14 protein-coding genes are annotated in these 17,165 nt (G+C 66.4%); 9 read left to right on the forward strand and 5 right to left on the reverse strand.

Annotated features, from left to right (window positions below; translation table 11 throughout):
* Nucleotides 1–7 precede the first annotated feature (7 nt).
* The 3 genes from ACNR9O_RS07145 to ACNR9O_RS07155 are packed head-to-tail and all read right to left on the reverse strand — an operon-like array spanning nt 8 to nt 4,463.
* Entirely contained in the window at nt 8–2,506 is a 2,499-nt protein-coding gene (locus tag ACNR9O_RS07145) for a PEP/pyruvate-binding domain-containing protein (protein ID WP_473681942.1), read from the reverse strand.
* Complete coding sequence (locus ACNR9O_RS07150) at nt 2,503–3,366, reverse strand: phosphatase PAP2 family protein (RefSeq protein ID WP_473681941.1); 864 nt, start codon at nt 3,364–3,366, stop codon at nt 2,503–2,505. The genes ACNR9O_RS07145 and ACNR9O_RS07150 overlap by 4 nt, the downstream gene beginning before the upstream one ends.
* Nucleotides 3,367–3,380: 14 nt before the next feature.
* Nucleotides 3,381–4,463 carry a 1-acyl-sn-glycerol-3-phosphate acyltransferase gene (locus ACNR9O_RS07155; RefSeq protein ID WP_473681940.1) on the reverse strand — a complete coding sequence of 361 codons (1,083 nt, stop codon included), beginning with the start codon at nt 4,461–4,463 and terminating at the stop codon, nt 3,381–3,383.
* A 158-nt stretch (nt 4,464–4,621) separates the two neighbouring features.
* On the opposite strand from ACNR9O_RS07155, the gene prfB reads away from it, so the two are divergent.
* The 8 genes from prfB to ACNR9O_RS07195 all read left to right on the forward strand — a co-directional run bounded on the left by prfB (nt 4,622) and on the right by ACNR9O_RS07195 (nt 13,756).
* Nucleotides 4,622–5,747, forward strand: a protein-coding gene (prfB, locus tag ACNR9O_RS07160; protein WP_473681939.1) for a peptide chain release factor 2 whose coding sequence is annotated in 2 segments (ribosomal slippage) — nt 4,622–4,696 and nt 4,698–5,747 — 1,125 coding nt in all. Because the reading frame shifts where the segments join, the coding sequence is not laid out codon by codon here.
* Nucleotides 5,748–5,802: 55 nt separating this feature from the next.
* On the forward strand, nt 5,803–6,225 hold the full coding sequence (locus ACNR9O_RS07165) for a hypothetical protein (RefSeq protein WP_473681938.1): 423 nt from the start codon (nt 5,803–5,805) through the stop codon (nt 6,223–6,225).
* An 83-nt stretch (nt 6,226–6,308) separates the two neighbouring features.
* Nucleotides 6,309–7,829: a lysine--tRNA ligase gene (gene lysS / locus ACNR9O_RS07170; protein WP_473681937.1), complete on the forward strand. Its 1,521-nt coding sequence runs from the start codon at nt 6,309–6,311 to the stop codon at nt 7,827–7,829.
* Between the two features lie 3 nt (nt 7,830–7,832).
* On the forward strand, nt 7,833–8,132 hold the full coding sequence (locus tag ACNR9O_RS07175; RefSeq protein ID WP_473681936.1) for a YciI family protein: 300 nt from the start codon (nt 7,833–7,835) through the stop codon (nt 8,130–8,132).
* Nucleotides 8,133–8,146: 14 nt separating this feature from the next.
* Entirely contained in the window at nt 8,147–8,398 is a 252-nt protein-coding gene (locus ACNR9O_RS07180; RefSeq protein ID WP_473700759.1) for a BolA family protein, read from the forward strand.
* A gap of 146 nt (nt 8,399–8,544) precedes the next feature.
* The gene (gene smc, locus ACNR9O_RS07185; RefSeq protein ID WP_473681934.1) at nt 8,545–12,054 is read left to right on the forward strand and encodes a chromosome segregation protein SMC; all 3,510 of its coding nucleotides are present in this window, start codon (nt 8,545–8,547) and stop codon (nt 12,052–12,054) included.
* An 11-nt stretch (nt 12,055–12,065) separates the two neighbouring features.
* Nucleotides 12,066–13,103: a cell division protein ZipA gene (zipA, locus tag ACNR9O_RS07190; protein WP_473681933.1), complete on the forward strand. Its 1,038-nt coding sequence runs from the start codon at nt 12,066–12,068 to the stop codon at nt 13,101–13,103.
* 275 nt (nt 13,104–13,378) lie between these two features.
* Nucleotides 13,379–13,756 (forward strand): HU family DNA-binding protein, encoded by a 378-nt coding sequence (locus ACNR9O_RS07195; RefSeq protein WP_473681932.1) that lies wholly within the window; start codon nt 13,379–13,381, stop codon nt 13,754–13,756.
* Here ACNR9O_RS07195 and ACNR9O_RS07200 read toward each other — a convergent pair.
* A complete protein-coding gene (locus tag ACNR9O_RS07200; RefSeq protein ID WP_473681931.1) occupies nt 13,753–14,592 on the reverse strand; it encodes an IS1595 family transposase in 840 nt (279 codons plus the stop codon). The two genes, ACNR9O_RS07195 and ACNR9O_RS07200, sit on opposite strands and share 4 nt — an antisense overlap.
* Before the next feature lie 213 nt (nt 14,593–14,805).
* Between ACNR9O_RS07200 and ACNR9O_RS07205 the strand changes: the two genes are divergently transcribed.
* A complete protein-coding gene (locus ACNR9O_RS07205; RefSeq protein WP_473681930.1) occupies nt 14,806–15,552 on the forward strand; it encodes a response regulator transcription factor in 747 nt (248 codons plus the stop codon).
* Here the strand turns inward: ACNR9O_RS07205 and ACNR9O_RS07210 are convergent.
* The gene (locus tag ACNR9O_RS07210; RefSeq protein WP_473681929.1) at nt 15,538–16,941 is read right to left on the reverse strand and encodes a sensor histidine kinase; all 1,404 of its coding nucleotides are present in this window, start codon (nt 16,939–16,941) and stop codon (nt 15,538–15,540) included. The genes ACNR9O_RS07205 and ACNR9O_RS07210 overlap by 15 nt on opposite strands.
* Nucleotides 16,942–17,165: the final 224 nt, after the last annotated feature.

Raw genomic sequence — 17,165 nt, forward strand, 5'->3', positions numbered from 1 at the left:
GCCTCCATCATTCGACCCGGTACACCCGTCCTTGCCGTCCATCCACCCGCACGCGGTCGCCATTGCGCAGCAACTGCATCGCGTGCCGCACGCTCATCACTGCCGGCAGGCCCAATTCGCGCGCGGTGACCGCGCCGTGCGAGAGCGGTCCGCCGCTCTCGGTGATTACGCCGGCGGCCTGGTAGAACAGGGCAGTCCAGGCCGGATTGGTGGTGCGCGCGACGAGGATCGCCTGGCGCGGGAAGCGGGCGAAATCTTCCGGACCATGCACCAGGAAGACTTCGCCTTCGATGACGCCGGGGCTGCCCCCCAAGCCTTGCAGCGTGTCGCCATCCGCCACGGGCGTGGCTTCGTGTTCGCCATGCACCCACTCGGGCGTGCGCGCGCGAGCCGCTTCATAACCGGCCTTGTGCGTCGCGGCCAAAGCCCGCAGCGCGGCGACATCGCCCGAGCGCAGCGCGGCGTCCAGCGGCTCGAACGGCACGAAGAACACATCCATCGGTTCGGCCAGCGCGCCGGCCGCCATCAGCCGCTCGCCGATCGCGCGCAGGCCGCGGCGGAACGGCAGGGTGAGGCGAGTGGTCTGGTAGTGCTCCAGATCGTCGAGCGCCGTGTAGACGCGCGCCAGGCGGATCACCTCATGCACCAGATAGCGCAGCTCCTCGGGCGCGGCGGCGAGCACCTGGTGCTCCATGTCCGCCTGCGCTGCCTTGTGGCGGCGCTCCGCACCGGCGCGGTCTTCGTCGGGCCGTTCGCACAGCAGCTTGATCTGGTCCAGCACGGTATGCGGCGCTTCGGCCCAGGTCGGGTGGTAGGCGTCGAAGTCCAGTTCGCGGTGACCGTGGCGCTGCAGCAAGGCGTCGAACGCTGCCTTGAACGCTGGATGCGCCGGCAGTTCGGCAACCAGCGCCTGGCCGTCCAGCCGCGCCATTTTTTCCCGCAGGGCCGGCTCGCCGCGGGCCTGCCGCGACAGCGCCCAAAGCTCCGCATTGACCTGGCCGGTCTTGGTATCGGTGACGGCCAGCAGGCGGTCGAACACCTGCTGCGCCTGCTCGGGCGGCAGCGCCAGCTTGAGCATGTGCAGCAGCGCGGCGTACAGCGTGCGCTGAGTCAGCGAGATGGCGATGTTGGGCAGGAAGTAGCGCGAGCCCAGCGTGTTGATGCGCAGCACGTAGTCCCACAGCTCGGCCAGCGGGCGGCCGTCCAGCGGCTCGCGCATCAGCGCGCCGATCTCGATGAGATAGGTGTCCAGGTCGCGCATCCAGGTCACCGGCAGCTCCTGCACCCAGGCGTACTGGCGGGCGATCTCGGGCAGGGCGGCGCGCAGACTGTCCACGTCCTTTAGGAAGCGCAGCGGCGTGCGTCCGCTATACAGCGCCACTGCATTCTGGTTGCCGTAGATGTGGTAGTCGCGCATGGCGAACCACTTGTCACCGAACGGCGGCAGGCCCATCAGTTTGAAGCTGTGATTGAGCGAGGCATGGAAGCCCGCTTCGCACAGGTCCCAGGTCAGCGGCGTCACCGCGCTGGGGAAACGCTCGGCCGATTCGTCGCGCGTCCAGCGCGCGGGAATGCGGGTGACCGGACGCGACTGCAGCAGATACAGCTCGCCATCCTGCCAGGCCCACTCGATGTCCTGCGGAAAACCGAAATGCGTTTCCGCCGCCAGCGCCAACGTGGCGACCGCGCGACGCTGAGCTTCGTCCAGCGACGCGCGGGTACGTTGCGCCGCGGGCAGTTCGATCTGCCGCGTGCCGCGCGCGATATCGGAGATCAAAGCGTGCGGCTTGTCGGCCACCACGCTGTCCACGTCGGTCAGGCCCTCGCGCAGCAGGCGGAATTCATCGACGGGCGATTCGCCCGCGACTACGGTCTCGCCGAGGCCGAAGGCGGCATTGATGAGCACCTCGCCCAGCTCGCCGCGCACCGGATCGATGGAGAAGGCGACGCCGGCCGCTTCTTCCGCGCCGACCTGCACCATCCGCTGCACCACCACGGCCATGGTCGCGTCCAGGTGATCCAGGCCCAGGCGCTCGCGATAGGGCAGCACGTGCGCGTTCCATAGCGAGGCGTAGCAGCGACGGGTCGCGTCCAGCATGGCTTCGACACCGCACATGCCGAGAAAGGTGTCGTGCTGGCCGGCGAACGCCGCGCCGGGCAGATCCTCCATGGTGCCGGATGAGCGCACGGCTACCGGCGTATCGTGCAGACCGGCGGCGGTGAGCGCGGCGGTCAGCTCGTCACGCAGTCCGGCGGGCCACGCCTGCGCGAGCAGCAGGGTGCGGATGCGTTCGCTCTTGCCGGCATGGTCGAGCGCGGAATCGGCAAGCACGTCGCCGATGCGCGCGCGCAGCGGCGCCACGAAGTCGCGGTAGACCGCCGCGTCGATCACCGCACCCGGTGGTACCGGCAGGTGCTGCGCGGCGCGCGCCAGGCTGGCGCCTTTGCCGCCGCTGCGGGAGGCATCCATGGCGTTGGGGTCGGTGAGGGTGAGCATGCGGCTCATAGAGTGCGTTCCTTGCGATAGCGTTGGACGAAAGCCAGCACCGCAGCCGCGAGGGCAAGCCCCCAGAGCAGATCGATGCCGTAGTGATAGCGCAGATACACGGTGGCGAGCACCAGCGCGGCGACCACCGGAGCCAGCAGCAGGGCGATGCGGCGGTAGCCGCCCAGCGCGAAGAAGCCCAGCACATAGACGCCGATACCCGCGTGCAGACTGGGGAAGACGTCCATGCCGGTGATCCCGTTCTTCACCACGCCGGCGAGGAAGGCGGTCATTGCGCCGCCGTGCACCGGATATGGAAAGACCTCGGGAAAGGCCAGATATGGTCCGCCCGCCGGCACCAGCACATAGCCCGCGAAGCCGATGAGGTACATCGCGGTCAGCCCGGCAAAGAACACGCGCGCTTCCTTGTGCCGGCGCCGCACGCTGAAGGCGATCGCCGGCAGCAGCACCACGAAATAGAACAGGAAGTAGCCGGCGCTGACGACCTCCGATAGCCAGGGCCGCTCCCAGCTCAGCAGGTGCTCGGGCAGGCTTGCGCCGCCCCAGAGCCAGCGGTCAAGGCGCAGCAGGGTGGCGTCGGCGGTATGGACGATCCATACCTCGCGGATCGCCTTGAACAGCGGAAATACCAGCCAGCATGCGACGAACTGCAACGTGCCGCGCCACGCACGCCAGGCGCTGTCAGGTCCGGACACGGTGGCGCGCGCCAGCAGCAGCCAGGCGGCGCCGCCGATGAAGCTCGCCGCGTGCAGCGCCGGATCGTCCAGCCGCCACGCGGCGACGGTGCCGGTCAGCAGGACGAGCAGCAGTTGCACCGTGAAGGCCGCGCCGATCGCTCGCGCCCATCGTTCCATTGACATCGGGTGAATTCCTTTCAAGCGAGCGGGCGCGGCCAGCGCCACCAGCCCAGTGCGGCGAGCGCCCAGGCGACGGCCATCGGCAGGGGGTGCCACAGCGTGAGCGCGAGCAGCGCCGGCAGCCACAACCAAGCCACGGCGAGGCCGGCCGCCATGCGGAAGAAGGTCACGGTATTGCGCGCATCGGCCCGCTTGCCCGCGGCGAGGCCGGCCAGCAGCACCGGAGCGAACAGCACGGCGAAGCAGGCAGCGAGGGCGTAGTCCCATGGCCAGTTTCGCCGCGGGCGTGACGCGGGCGGCACGGGGAGGGCACGTCCCTCGCGCAAGGCTCGCTGGACTTCCACGAAGGCGTCGGCATAGCTGCCGCCGGCCTGGGCGGTGGCCAGGGAGAGATGCGCGACGGCATCGAAGGCTTCGGGCGAAGGCACATCGACCGAGACCTGGTCCAACGCTGCGCCGATCGCTTCATGCACCCGGTTTTCCCAGGCGCGCCGGGGTTCGTCCGAGGCCTGCGCCGGCAGCGCGACGGGTGGCCCGGCGAGCAGCTCGGCGCGTGAGCGGAAGCGGTCCGGCTGCGCGTAATGCAGGCCGAGCGGGACCACCTGCACCGCGACGCCTTCGGCCAGCAAGGCACAGGCCATGCGTGCGGCACCGCGGTGATAAGGCAGCGGCCGCCAGCCCCATTCGCTGCTGCCCTCCGGAAACACCACCAGGTCGCCGCCCGCGCGCAGATGCGCGCAGCCGGCCTCGACCGGGTCGCCGAAAGCCTCGCGCCGGATGCCATGGCGCTTGTGATCCTTGTCGCGCACCACCGGTATGCCGGCGAACAGCAGGCGCAGTAACGGATGGCGCAGCAACTGCACGGCGACCAGGAACTGCGCCCGGGGAAAGGCCTGCATCACCAGGTAACCGTCGATGGCGCCGTTGCGGTGGCTGCTGACGATCAGCCGCGGCGCGCCGGTCCCGCCCGCGGGCACGGGGGCGCCGCGCACGTTCACGCGGCCGAAATAGATGCCGCGCAAAAGCCAGGCGATGAAGCGGTAATAGCGGGGCAGCGGGTGCCCGATGCGGGCAGAAGCCGACGTCCTTGTGCCAGCCATGGCGGTCCGTGTAGCCAGGTCGGCGCGGATCATGCCCGTTTATGGGCCGGATAGCGTAAAAAAATCGGTGGCGCCTCGCGTTTCCGGCTGGCTTGCCCCTCGTGCCGCCTGGGCCGGCCCTGTTATCCTAATCGGCCAACTTCACAGCCCATCCATCCATGATCGAAATCAATCCGATCCTTGCGAAGATCGCGGACCTCAAGGGCCGCGTCGAATCGCTTAGGGGGTATCTTTGACTACGCCACCAAGCGTGAGCGTCTCGAAGAAGTAAGCCGCGAGCTGGAAAGCCCCAACGTCTGGGACGATCCGCCGCGCGCGCAGGAACTGGGCCGCGAACGCGCCCGCCTGGACACCATCGTCAGCGGCATCGATACGCTGACCGCCGGCCTCGCCGACGCCGGCGACCTGCTGGAGATGGCCGTCGCCGACAGCGACGAAGACACCGTGCAGTCCATCGTCAGCGATCTGGACAAGCTCGACGCGCAGGTGGGCAAGCTGGAATTCCAGCGCATGTTCTCCGGCAAGATGGACGCCTCCAACGCCTTCGTGGACATCCAGGCCGGCGCCGGCGGCACCGAGGCGCAGGACTGGGCCGAGATGCTGCTGCGCATGTACCTGCGCTGGGCCGAGTCGCGCGGCTGGAAGACGGAACTCCTGGAAGCCAGTGGCGGCGACGTGGCCGGCATCAAGTCCGCCACCTTCCGCGTAGAAGGCGATTACGCCTACGGCTGGCTGAAGACCGAGATCGGCGTGCACCGCCTGGTGCGCAAGAGCCCGTTCGATTCCGACAACCGCCGCCACACCAGCTTCACCTCGGTGTTCGTCTCGCCGGAAGTCGACGACGACATCGACATCGAGATCAACCCGGCGGACCTGAAGACCGACGTCTACCGTTCGTCCGGCGCCGGCGGCCAGCACGTGAACAAGACCGAGTCGGCGGTGCGCATCACGCACGTGCCGTCGGGCGTCGTGGTGGCTTGCCAGACCGAACGCAGCCAGCATGCCAACCGCGATCGCGCGATGAAGATGCTGAAGGCCAAGCTGTACGAGATCGAAGTGCAGAAGCGCAACGCCGAGAAGGATGCGCTGGAAGCCAGCAAGTCCGACATCGGCTGGGGCAGCCAGATCCGCAACTACGTGCTGGACCAGAGCCGCATCAAGGATCTGCGCACGGGCGTGGAGCGCTCGGACACGCAGAAGGTGCTTGACGGCGACCTGGACGAGTTCGTCGAGGCCAGCCTGAAGGCGGGCCTGGATGCCGGCGCCAAGCGCATCGACGCGTAATCGCACGGCAGCCGCCAGTCCAACCCCATTGCCAGAACCACGAGGAGGCGTTCGCATGAACCGCAACAAGACCTTCCGCATCCTGATCGCCTGGATGGCGCTGGCCGCATGTGCCGGCGCCACGAACGCGCAGGACAGTGCAGGACAAGGCATCAAGCAGGACGCCAAGGCGGCCGGCCATGCCGTCGGCGACGCCGGCCGCGACGTCGGCCACGCGACCAGGGACGCGGCTGTCGAAGTGGGGCACGGTGCGAAGGACGCCGGCGTCAAAGTCGGGCATGGCGCCAGGGATGTCGGCGTCAAGGTCGGACATGGCGCGCGGGATGCTGGTGTGGCGATCGGCCATGGCGCGCGCGATGCCGGCGTGAAGGTCGGCCACGGCGCCAAGGAAGTGGGCCAGTCGATCGGCCATGGCGCCCGCGAAGGCTGGGACGCGACCAAGGACACGGCCAAGAAAGTGTTCGGCAAAGGCGACTGAGGGGCGGTGCTGGTGCACCGCGATCACAAGACCAACGAAGAAGCGTCCGTCCATCGGCGGGCGCCAGCAGCTACGGAAAACCCATGAGCGAACCGATCGACACCCAGCCCATCGACGAGAACAAGTTGATCGCCGAGCGCCGCGAGAAACTCAAAGCGCTGCGCGGGCAGGGCATCGCGTTCCCCAACGATTTCAAGGTCGACGCTTTCGCCGGTGATTTGCAGGACGAGTACGCCGACAAGGACGCTCACGGCGCCGAGGCGATCGATGCGCTCGCGCGCCGCGTCAAGGTGGCCGGCCGCATCGTGCTCAAGCGCGTGCAGGGCAAGGTCAGCTTCGTGCAGATGCAGGACATGACCGGCCGCATCCAGCTGTTCATCCACCAGGGCACGGTGGGCGAAGCGACCTACGATGCCTTCAAGAGCTGGGACGCGGGCGACATCGTCGGCGCCGAAGGCCTGCTGATGCGTACCAAGACCGGCGAGCTGTCGGTCAAGGTGGAGACCCTGCGCCTGCTCACCAAGAGCCTGCGTCCGCTGCCGGACAAGTTCCACGGTCTGGCCGACGTCGAGCAGCGCTATCGCCAGCGCTACGTCGACCTGATCGTCACCGAGGAGGCGCGCCGCACCTTCCTGCTGCGCTCGAAGATCATCGGCCATATCCGCAAGTGGCTGGAGGCCGAGCCGCGCCGCTTCATGGAAGTTGAGACGCCGATGATGCAGATCATCCCGGGCGGCGCCACGGCCAAGCCATTCATCACGCACCACAATGCGCTGGACATCGACCTGTATCTGCGCGTGGCGCCGGAGCTGTACCTGAAGCGCCTGGTGGTCGGCGGCTTCGATCGCGTGTACGAAATCAACCGCAACTTCCGCAACGAGGGCGTGTCCACCCGGCACAATCCCGAGTTCACCATGCTCGAGCTGTATCAGGCGTACGCCACGTACACCGAGATCATGGACCTCACCGAGGCGGTGATCCGCGATACCGCGCAGCACGTGATCGGCAGCACGCAGATCCAGTGGGAAGGCGCCGACATCGACCTCGGCCCGGCGTTCCGTCGCTGGTCGATGGAGGATGCGGTGCTCGAGCACAACCCCGAGATCCGCCGCGAAGAGCTGCGCGACCGCGCCGCCATGGCTGCCCATGCCAAGCGTCTGGGCTGCCAGGTCAAGGACGGCTACGGCTGGGGCAAGCTGCTGCTGGAAATCTTCGAAAAGACGGTCGAACACACCCTGATCCAGCCGACTTTCATCACCCAGCATCCGGTCGAGGTCTCGCCGCTGGCGCGCGAAAGCGATACCGACAAGGGCATCACCGATCGCTTCGAGCTGTTCATCAACGGCAAGGAGCTGGCCAACGGCTTCTCCGAGTTGAATGATCCGGAGGACCAGGAGGCGCGTTTCCGCGCCCAGGTGGCGGCCAAGGACGCCGGCGACGACGAGGCGATGCATTTCGACGCCGACTACATCCGCGCGCTGGAAGTCGGCCTGCCGCCGACCGGCGGCCTGGGCATCGGCATCGACCGCCTGGTGATGCTGCTGACCGGTTCCACCTCGATCCGCGACGTGCTGCTGTTCCCCTACATGCGACCGGAGGCCTGAGACATGTGGTACGCCATCGTCGGCACTGACGTTCCCTCGTCGCTGGAAAAGCGCCTGTCCGCGCGTCCGGCCCATCTGGCCCGCCTGCAGCAGCTGCAGGCCGAAGGCCGCATGCTGCTGGCCGGTCCGTTCCCGGCCATCGACGCGGAAGACCCGGGCAGCGCCGGCTTCAGCGGCAGCTTGATCGTGGCGGAGTTCGCCTCGCTGGCCGAGGCGCAGGTCTGGGCGGATGCCGACCCTTACGTGGCGGCCGGGGTTTATGCTTCGGTCTCGGTCAAGCCCTTCCGCAAGGTACTGCCCTGACCATGACCGCCACGATGGCCACCCAGATCCGCGAACGCCTGCAGGCCGCGCTTGCCCCGGTCGAGCTGGAAGTGCTGGATGAGGGCCACAAGCACGCTGGCCATGCCAACGAGGGCAAGGGCCATTTCCACGTGCGCATCGTCAGTCCGGTGTTCGCCGGCAAGGCGCCCTTGCAGCGCCATCGCATGATCTACGCCGCTCTCGACGGCCTGATGGACAACGGTATCCACGCGCTTTCCATCGACGCGCGTCCGCCGGACACATAAAAGCCTTTCCGGAACACGGACATGGGCCTTATTCTTGAGGCCGTGTCCAGCTGTTGCCGCGCATTGCGACCCCGCCCCGCGTTTGGCACAGTGCCCCATCGCCCGTTTTCGCCGGGCCTTTTCCGTAGAGCTGCCGCGGATTCCGCATGCGCCTGACCACGATCAAACTCGCCGGCTTCAAGTCGTTCGTCGATCCGACCACTCTCCATCTGCCGACCAATATGACCGGCGTGGTAGGTCCGAACGGCTGCGGCAAGTCCAACATCATCGACGCCATCCGCTGGGTGATGGGCGAGAGCGCGGCCAGCCGCCTGCGCGGCGACTCGCTCACCGACGTGATCTTCTCCGGCTCCAACTCGCGCAAGCCGGTGGGCCAGGCGACGGTCGAGCTGATCTTCGACAACAGTGACGGCACCATCCAGGGCGAGTACGGCCAGTACGCCGAGATCTCGGTGAAGCGCCAGGTCACCCGCGATGGCCAGTCGGCGTACTTCCTCAATGGTGCGCGCTGCCGCCGCCGCGACATCACCGATCTGTTCCTCGGCACCGGCCTTGGTCCGCGCAGCTACTCGATCATCGAGCAGGGCATGATCAGCCAGATCGTGGAGGCCGCGCCGGAAGAATTGCGTGTGCACCTGGAGGAGGCCGCCGGCATCTCCAAGTACAAGGAGCGCCGCAAGGAGACCGAAAGCCGCATCAAGTCCACGCGCGAGAACCTCGATCGCGTCAGGGATGTGCGCGACGAAGTGGACAAGCAGCTCGAGCACCTCAATCGCCAGGCCCGTGCCGCCGAGCGCTGGAAGGCCTTGAAGGAGGAGCAGACCCGCAAGGAAGCCGAACTGCGCGCGCTGGAGTACCGCGGGCTCAAGAGCCAGCACGACGGCGAAGGCGCAGGGCTTTCGGCCGCCGAGATCGAGATCGAGAAGCGCGTGGCCGGGCAACGCAACGTCGAGGCCCAGCTCGAGAGCGTGCGCGAACGCCACACCGCCGCCAGCGAGCACCTCAATCAGGTGCAGGGCGAGGTCTACAAGGTCGGCGCCGAAATCGCGCGCGTCGAACAGCAGGTGCGCTTCAACCGCGAGACCGCCGAGCGCCTGCAGCGCGCCCAGGGCGATGCCGAGCGCGAGCACGATGAACTGGCCGCGCACATCGCCACCGACCGCGAGCAGATGGAGACGCTGCGCCTGGCCCTGGCCGAGGGCGAGCCCAAGCTCGAAGCCCTGCAGCAGATGCAGGACGACACCGCGGACGCGCAGCGCGATACCGAAACCAAACTGGCCGACTGGCAGCAGCGCTGGGACGCCTACACCCGCACCGCGGGCGAAGCCAGCCGCGCGGCGGAAGTGGAGCGCACCAAGCTGGCCTATCTGGATCGCCAGTCGATCGACCTGTCTCGGCGCCGCGAGACGCTGGATACGGAGCAGAAAGCCACCGACATCGAAGCGCTGGATGCGTCCTTCGAGCAGCTGCAGGGTGAGCACGAAACCCAGCGCGAGCGCGTCGAGACGCTCGGCGGCATGCTCGACCAGCACAAGCTGTCCTACGAAAAGGTGCTCGACGAGGAGCGCCAGGTGCAGGCGTCGCTCAACGAGGCGCGCCAGCAGTTGCAGACCGCGCGCGGCCGCCAGGCGTCGCTGGAGGCGCTGCAGAACGCCGCGCTGGGCCAGGAGGAAAGCGCCGCGAGCGGCTGGCTGGCTCGCCTGGGCCTGGACAAGTCGCGCCGCCTCGGCGAGTCGCTGCAGGTGGAGGCGGGCTGGGAAACCGCGGTGGAAACCGCGCTGGCCGGCTTTCTCGACAGCGTGCTGGTCGACGGCTCGCATGATTTCGCCAAGCACTTCGGCGACCTGAAGGATGCCGACGTCGCGCTGCTGGACAGCGCCGAAGGCGGCGCCAACACCACCGGCACGCTGGCCGCCCACGTGCGCGGCCCGGCCGCCGCCGTGGCCATCCTGGGCCACGTGCTTACCGCCGAGAACCTCGACGAGGCGCATCAGCGCGTCGCGGGGCTGTCCGCGCTGGCGCCGTACCAGTCGGTGATGACCCGCGCCGGCGAATGGTTGGGCCCGGGCTGGGCACGCGTGCGTCGCGCGCAGGGCAACCAGGTCGGCGTGCTGGCGCGCGAACGCGAGATGCGTCTGCTGGCCGAGCAGATCGAGGCGCTGGAAGCGCGTATCGAAGAGGCCACCGGCCAGCTCGACGACCTGCGCACCAGCAAATTCGAAGCCGAGCGCGCGCGCGACGACGCGCAGCGCGAGCTGTACAACGCACACCGCCGCCAGTCCGAGCTGGCCGGCCAGCTGCAGAGCCACCGCGGCAAGATGGAGACCGCCCGCGCCCGCGCCGAAAAGGTGACCGGCGAACTGAGCGAGATCGTCAACCAGCTCGACGAGCTTCAGACTCAGATTCGCGAGGCGCGCGCGCGCCTGGATGAATCGGTCAACCACATGGGCGATCTGGAGGACCAGCGGCGCGAGCTTGAAAACGAGCGCCGCGCACTGCTGGAATCGCGCGAGGAGGCCCGCATGAACGCGCGCGAGGCCGCCGACCAGGCGCATGCGCTGGCGCTCTCCATGGAGTCGAAGCGTTCCTCGCTCACGTCCCTGGAGCAGGCGCTGGCGCGCATGGAGACGCAGATCCGTCAGATCGAGTCGCGGCGCACCGAGATCGCCGAGCAGCTCGCCGCCGGCTCCGACCCCATCGCCGAGCTCGAGGCTGAGCGCCAGACGTACCTCGACCAGCGCCTGCTGGTCGACAAGCAACTGGTGGAAGCACGCCGCGCGCTGGAAGACTGCGACGCCGAATTCCGCCGCCTGGAGCAGGAGCGCCAGCGCATCGAGCAGAGCCTCCACCAACTGCGCGAGAGCCTGTCGCAGAAGCGCCTGGCCGCCCAGGCTCTGGAGCTGCGTGCGCAGCAGCTGGCCGAGGCGATTGCCGCCTCCGGCCTGGAACTGGAGCCGCTGCTGGCCGAGCTGGCCGAGGATGCCGACGCCGCGCAGTGGCGCGGCTCGCTGACCGAGATCGCGCAGAAGATCCAGCGCCTGGAGCCGGTCAACCTGGCCGCGATCCAGGAGCACGCCGAGCAGAGCGAGCGCAAGACCTATCTGGACAACCAGCTGACCGACCTGACCTCGGCCATGGAAACGCTGGAGAACGCGATCAAGAAGATCGACCGCGAGACGCGCCAGCGCTTCAAGGAAACCTTCGACCGTGTCAACGCCGGCGTGCAGGAGCTGTTCCCGCGCCTGTTCGGCGGCGGCCACGCCTATCTGGAACTGACCGGCGACGACCTGCTCGATACCGGCGTGGCCATCATGGCGCGTCCGCCCGGCAAGCGCGTCTCCAACATCTCGCTGCTGTCCGGCGGCGAGAAGGCGCTCACCGCTGTCTCGCTGGTGTTCTCCATTTTCGGCCTCAATCCCGCGCCGTTCTGTCTGCTCGACGAGGTGGACGCGCCGCTGGACGAAGCCAACGTGGGACGCTTCTCCAACATGGTGAAGGAGATGAGCGAGAAGGTGCAGTTCATTTTCGTCAGCCACAACAAAGCCACCATGGAAGCGGCGTCGCAGCTGTGCGGCGTCACCATGCGCGAACCCGGCGTGTCGCGCCTGGTGCAGGTGGACCTGGCCGAGGCGGCCAAACTCGCCGGCGCAGCCTGAGGATTCGAATCATGACCATGCAACCCGTGCTCGCCTTCGCCTGGAATCCGGCCGTAGGCATTCCGCTGCTCATCGTGGGCATGATCGTGCTCGGCCTGATCTGGCTGTTCGGCCAGCCCAGGAAGGAGCAGGGCCGCCGTCGCGCCTCGGCCGCGCAGGCCGGCGACGAACGCCGCGAGCCCACCTTCGGCGACGCTGAGATGGATGTGTCCGACGAGTCGGCACCGCACTTCAGCGCACGCGACGACTTCCGCCTGGATCCGCTGGACGAGCCTGCGCCGGGGCCGGGTGCGCCCAGGCAGGGTGAGCTGGACATGGGCCTGCGCCAGGAACTCGAGAAACTCGGCGCAGCCCTCGCCGGCGAGCGCGTCGCGCCGGCGCCTGTGGGCAAGCCCAGCAGCACCGCCGCCTCCATCGTGGAAGCGCTGCGCGCGCCGCCGGAACAGTTCCAGGCCGGCCAGACGCACGCCGCCGCCGCCCCGGTCGCGCCGCCGGTCGAACCTGCGCCGCGTGCACAGGCCCCGGCGCCCGCGCCAGCTCCCGCGCCGGCCGCACCACGCGTGCCGCCGCGCTCCGAGGTGGGGCATCGCCCGCCCCAGATGTCGGTGGAGCGCATCGTCACCTTGTTCGTAGTGGCGCGCGAGGGCGCGGCATTCCAGGGCGCGGACCTGATCGTGGCGGCGGAGAAGGCCGGCCTCGAGTTCGGCGCCATGGGCATCTACCACCGCATGCTCGACGGCAAGCGCGAACAGGGGCCGATCTTCAGCGTGGCCAACATGCTCAAGCCAGGCAACTTCGACCTGAGCCGCCTCGATGCGCTGCGCACGCCCGGCCTGAGCTTCTTCATGACCCTGCCGGCGCCCATCCCGGCACTGGACGCCTGGGATGCGATGCTGCCGACGGCGCAGCGTCTGGCCGAGCTGCTCGACGGTCAGGTACTGGACGAGGAACGCAACGCCCTCGGCCGCCAGCGCATTGCCCATATCCGCGACGAACTGCGCGGCTGGGACCGAGACCATGAGGGCAAGGAGATCATCTTCGGCCGCTGAGCTCCGATACTCACCGAAGCTATTTTCGAGGCATTTCGGGCCCGCCCCTCCATCAGGACGGGCGGGCTTTTTACTTTGGCCTGCGGAGCGGAAGCCCGGCGGCCGGCCGGTTTTCCCTGGAAAACAGGGCTCCCGTCATACCCGGGATGACAAAAACACCATGCCGTAAGACACATTTATGCGTTTACGTCTTGGCGGCACCGCTCGCTTGCCATACATTCCACCTGCCGAAAGGCACAGGTTCAAACCAAACCCATCAAAACTACGGGGAATGTATGGCCAAGAAAGCCGCCAAGAAGACCACCGCCAAGGCTGCCGCCAAGCCGGCCGCGCCGAAGCCGATCAAGGAAGCTCTGAGCAAGTCCGGGCTGGTCGCCCACATCGCTGAAGCCAGCGGTGTTGTGGCCAAGGACGTACGCGCCGTGCTGGCCTCGCTGGAGCACGCTGTGGCTGGCTCGGTCCACAAGAAGGGCCACGGTTCGTTCACGCTGCCGGGTCTGCTGAAGATCACCGCGATCAATGTGCCGGCCAAGCCGAAGCGCAAGGGCATCAACCCCTTCACCAAGGAAGAGCAGTGGTTCGCCGCCAAGCCGGCCACCGTGAAGGTGAAGGTCCGTCCGCTGAAGAAGCTGAAGGACGCCGCGATCGGCTAATCCGACCCGCGAGGAAGAACGCGGCGGCGAAAGCCGTCGCGTTTTTTTGGGTAGTTCCTAAGCTTTCCGGACCAAAATGGACCGCAAATCTTGGATCGAAACCTGGCGAAGAAGCCTTGAAAACAGAGGTTTGAGGTCTTCGCCGCGATGGTTGAAACGGTAGCAGACTCCGGCCAAGTAGAGATGGAAGTAAGTCTGGGTACGCCGCGATAGGGATAGAGCCAGTTCTTCGCGTAGCTCCAGAACCTGTCGATGCCATTGATGTGGTCGCGTCCCACCGGCTTGCCCTTCTCCTTGCGGATCAGCACGTGATCGCCACGCAGCTTCAAGGTGGCGTAGGCCTGCCACTCGTCGGTGTAGTAGAGCGCGCCTTCGCGGGTATGTGCCTGGATCTGATGCATGACCGAGACGCGGTCATGGGTGGTGATCGGCATGGCCTTGACCCGGCCGTTGCGCTTGACCAGACCAAACACGATCACTTTGCCTGCCGCTCCCCAGCCGCGTTTGCCATGACGTGCCCCGCCAAACGTGGTTTCGTCGCACTCGATCGCTCCCACGAATGGCCCGCGGAGCTGCTCCTCCCAGGCGCAGCATGCGCGTAGCAGGCGATAGAACCGTTCGCGCGAAGCAGCGCTCGTCGCGCTTGAAAAGCGTTGCCGATACGACGACACGCCCAGTACGAACAGGTCCAGCAGGCGATGCTTGGTCGCCACGGGCAGTCGGATCGAATCCCACACCGATGTCCAGCTGAAACGACGGCGGCATGATCGGCATTTGTACCGACCATCGCTCAATCGATACAGCCGACTGGCGCCACACTCCGGGCATCGCTTCATGACCAAATCCTCTCAGATTTGGTCCGGTTTGCTTAGGAATTACCTTTTTTTGTGCCCGCGCCCGGCAGGGCGTGCCTGAGCGTTCCAGTCGTATGCTCGATCGGGTCGAGTGCTTTGTTATATTCAAAGCCAATCTAAGGACGGAGAGGTTGCGGCAGCGGGATGGAAACGGGCTCCGCCGATATGACGACAGCGCCGGCAAGAAGATGGCGTGTGCTGGTGCTTGAGGACGACGAAATTCTCCGCGAGCACATCTTGCTCCCCGGCTTGGCCGATCACGGCTTTCACGCCACTGGCGTCGGCAGTGCCGCCGATCTCTATCGCCACATGCTCTCCAGTCGGTACGACATTGCGCTGCTGGACGTCGGCCTGCCCGGCGAGGACGGCATCACCGTGGCCCGCCACTTGCGGCAGTTGTCTCCCATGGGCATCGTGATGCTGACAGGCAACCACGGGCGCGACGATCATCTGCGGGCGCTCATCGCAGGTGCCGATGCCTATCTGTCCAAACCGGTGGATATCGAGGTGCTTGCGGCCAGCCTGTATAGCTTGGCTCGCAGGCTGCAGACACCGGACGGCGCGCCTTCGGGAAAAGAACGGGAACTCGAGAGACAGGGAGATGGCGTGAAGCCCTTGCGTAAGGGCTGGCGCCTGGAAACCGATGACTGGTGCCTCTTTACACCTGGCAACGCAAGCATCGCGTTGTCCGGCTCGGAGCGTTGCGTGATGCAGCAGTTGATGATGGCCAAGAGCACAGCCGTCTCGCGCGAGCACCTGATCGCGACGCTGAGCAGGAACATCTACGATTTCGATCCGCATCGGCTGGAGATGCTGGTGCACCGCCTGCGCCGCAAGGTGCGCGAACATGGCGAGGTGCTACCGTTGATGACGATCCGCGGTACCGGTTATGCCTTTGTGGTCGAGCAGGGCAGGGTCGAAACGGATTCAGACACCCGCTAGCGGAATATGCAGGGAGAAGGCGCTCCCTTGGCCCGGTGCGCTATCGACCGTGATCCTGCCTCCATATTCCCTGACCAGGCGGCTCACCGCATCGAGGCCGAGGCCCGTGCCGCTGTGCGCAGGTTTGGTGGTGTAGAACGGCTCGAAGATGCGCTTGGCGACGACCTTCTCCATGCCTATGCCGGTGTCTTTGAACACGAATAAAGCATGGGTGCTTGCCGTGTCGCGTTGCGCGGTTATGTCGAGGCGGCCACCATCGGGCATGGCGTCGCGAGCATTCGAGGCCAGGTTGAGCAGCATGAGCTCGAATCGGCCGCGGTCCATGTACAGGGGCAGCGGTGCGCCTTCCGGGCAGGTCAGTTCGACCCTGACCCTGACACCGCATAGCTGGCGGAGCATGGGAATGCAGTCGCGCAGTACTTCGCAGGCGTCGAAGCGCTCGCTATCGCCGGGATCGTCGCGCGAGAAGGTGAGCAGGCGCCGGCTGAGCTTCATCGCCCGTCGGGTTGCTTGCTCGATACCCAACAGCGCCTCCAGTAATGCGGATATGCCTTTGCCGGCCAGGCGCTCACCTGCGGTGGCGTATCCGAGAATCACCGAAAGCACATTATCGAAATCGTGGGCGATGCCGCCGGCCACGCGTCCGACCGCCTCCATCTTCTGTGCATGAAACAGGCGTGACTGCGTGCGTTCGCGTTTCGCGATTTCCGTTTGCAACTGTTCGCCTCGTCTTCTGGACTCCTCCAGCGCTGTCAGCAAGGCATGCAGGCAGCGGTCGATCACCACGGTGATGACCAGATAGCTGAGCAGGGCGGAGGGGGCATTACCGAAGGCGGTTCCGGTCAGGTGGTCGGTGGCGTGGCGATGCGCGTCGGTCACCATCCCCATGGCGAAGATGCCCAGCAAGGCCAAAAAAATAACCCACAGCGCGCGATGCCCAAGCACGAGGCCTCCGATCACCAGGCTGAGCAAGGCATAGGTCTGGTCGAACATCAGCGCTTGAAGGCCGATCGTCAGCGAACCCACGGCGATTCCACCAAGCAGTACGGCGAGATAAGTCATCACCGCAAGGCGAGGTTTCCGCTTGCGCACCAAAAGCAAGCTAGCCAGGGCGGCTGCAGCGGTAGCCAGGTCAGCGGCGAACAACACTTTGCGCCAACCCGTCGGTGGAAGGTGCATCGTTAGATACAGATAAATCCAATTGGCCGGAAGCATGACAGCCATAAGCAGCATGAGCAGCTGCATTGCCTTGGCGTGACGTTGATGCAGCGTATTGGTTCGCTCGACTGCTTCTATCCAGCGTTTCAGGTATTTCCATGCGGCTTCCTTCGCCGTCTTGTTACTTGCTTTACGTGCATAGGAACTCTCCGAAAATTTTCCTTTCTTCATGGAAAGTTTTTAGCCATCCAAACGGTATATGTGTTTTCTCACTTTATTTTGCGTCAAATCAAGTGCGAGGTGGCGTGAGTTTGGTGAGTTTTGTTGGATTGCCGAAGAAAGTGTGCGTGACTGTCGACACGCTGTCGCGAATCCTTTCGCATGCAAGAGGCGCCTGACAAAGAGGGGTCTCCGCATCCGCCGGCACCGCTGATGTGCGGGCTGTGCAGATTTCT

It is taken from the genome of Dyella sp. CR10 (assembly GCF_055814425.1).

Bases quoted from the DNA above. Each gene is read 5' to 3' on its own strand.
- ACNR9O_RS07145 (WP_473681942.1), bottom strand. From the start codon at position 2,506: ATGAGCCGCATGCTCACCCTCACCGACCCCAACGCCATGGATGCCTCC.
- ACNR9O_RS07150 (WP_473681941.1), bottom strand. From the start codon at position 3,366: ATGTCAATGGAACGATGGGCGCGAGCGATCGGCGCGGCCTTCACGGTG.
- ACNR9O_RS07155 (WP_473681940.1), bottom strand. From the start codon at position 4,463: ATGGCTGGCACAAGGACGTCGGCTTCTGCCCGCATCGGGCACCCGCTG.
- ACNR9O_RS07165 (WP_473681938.1), top strand. From the start codon at position 5,803: ATGAACCGCAACAAGACCTTCCGCATCCTGATCGCCTGGATGGCGCTG.
- lysS (WP_473681937.1), top strand. From the start codon at position 6,309: ATGAGCGAACCGATCGACACCCAGCCCATCGACGAGAACAAGTTGATC.
- ACNR9O_RS07175 (WP_473681936.1), top strand. From the start codon at position 7,833: ATGTGGTACGCCATCGTCGGCACTGACGTTCCCTCGTCGCTGGAAAAG.
- ACNR9O_RS07180 (WP_473700759.1), top strand. From the start codon at position 8,147: ATGGCCACCCAGATCCGCGAACGCCTGCAGGCCGCGCTTGCCCCGGTC.
- smc (WP_473681934.1), top strand. From the start codon at position 8,545: ATGCGCCTGACCACGATCAAACTCGCCGGCTTCAAGTCGTTCGTCGAT.
- zipA (WP_473681933.1), top strand. From the start codon at position 12,066: ATGACCATGCAACCCGTGCTCGCCTTCGCCTGGAATCCGGCCGTAGGC.
- ACNR9O_RS07195 (WP_473681932.1), top strand. From the start codon at position 13,379: ATGGCCAAGAAAGCCGCCAAGAAGACCACCGCCAAGGCTGCCGCCAAG.
- ACNR9O_RS07200 (WP_473681931.1), bottom strand. From the start codon at position 14,592: ATGAAGCGATGCCCGGAGTGTGGCGCCAGTCGGCTGTATCGATTGAGC.
- ACNR9O_RS07210 (WP_473681929.1), bottom strand. From the start codon at position 16,941: ATGAAGAAAGGAAAATTTTCGGAGAGTTCCTATGCACGTAAAGCAAGT.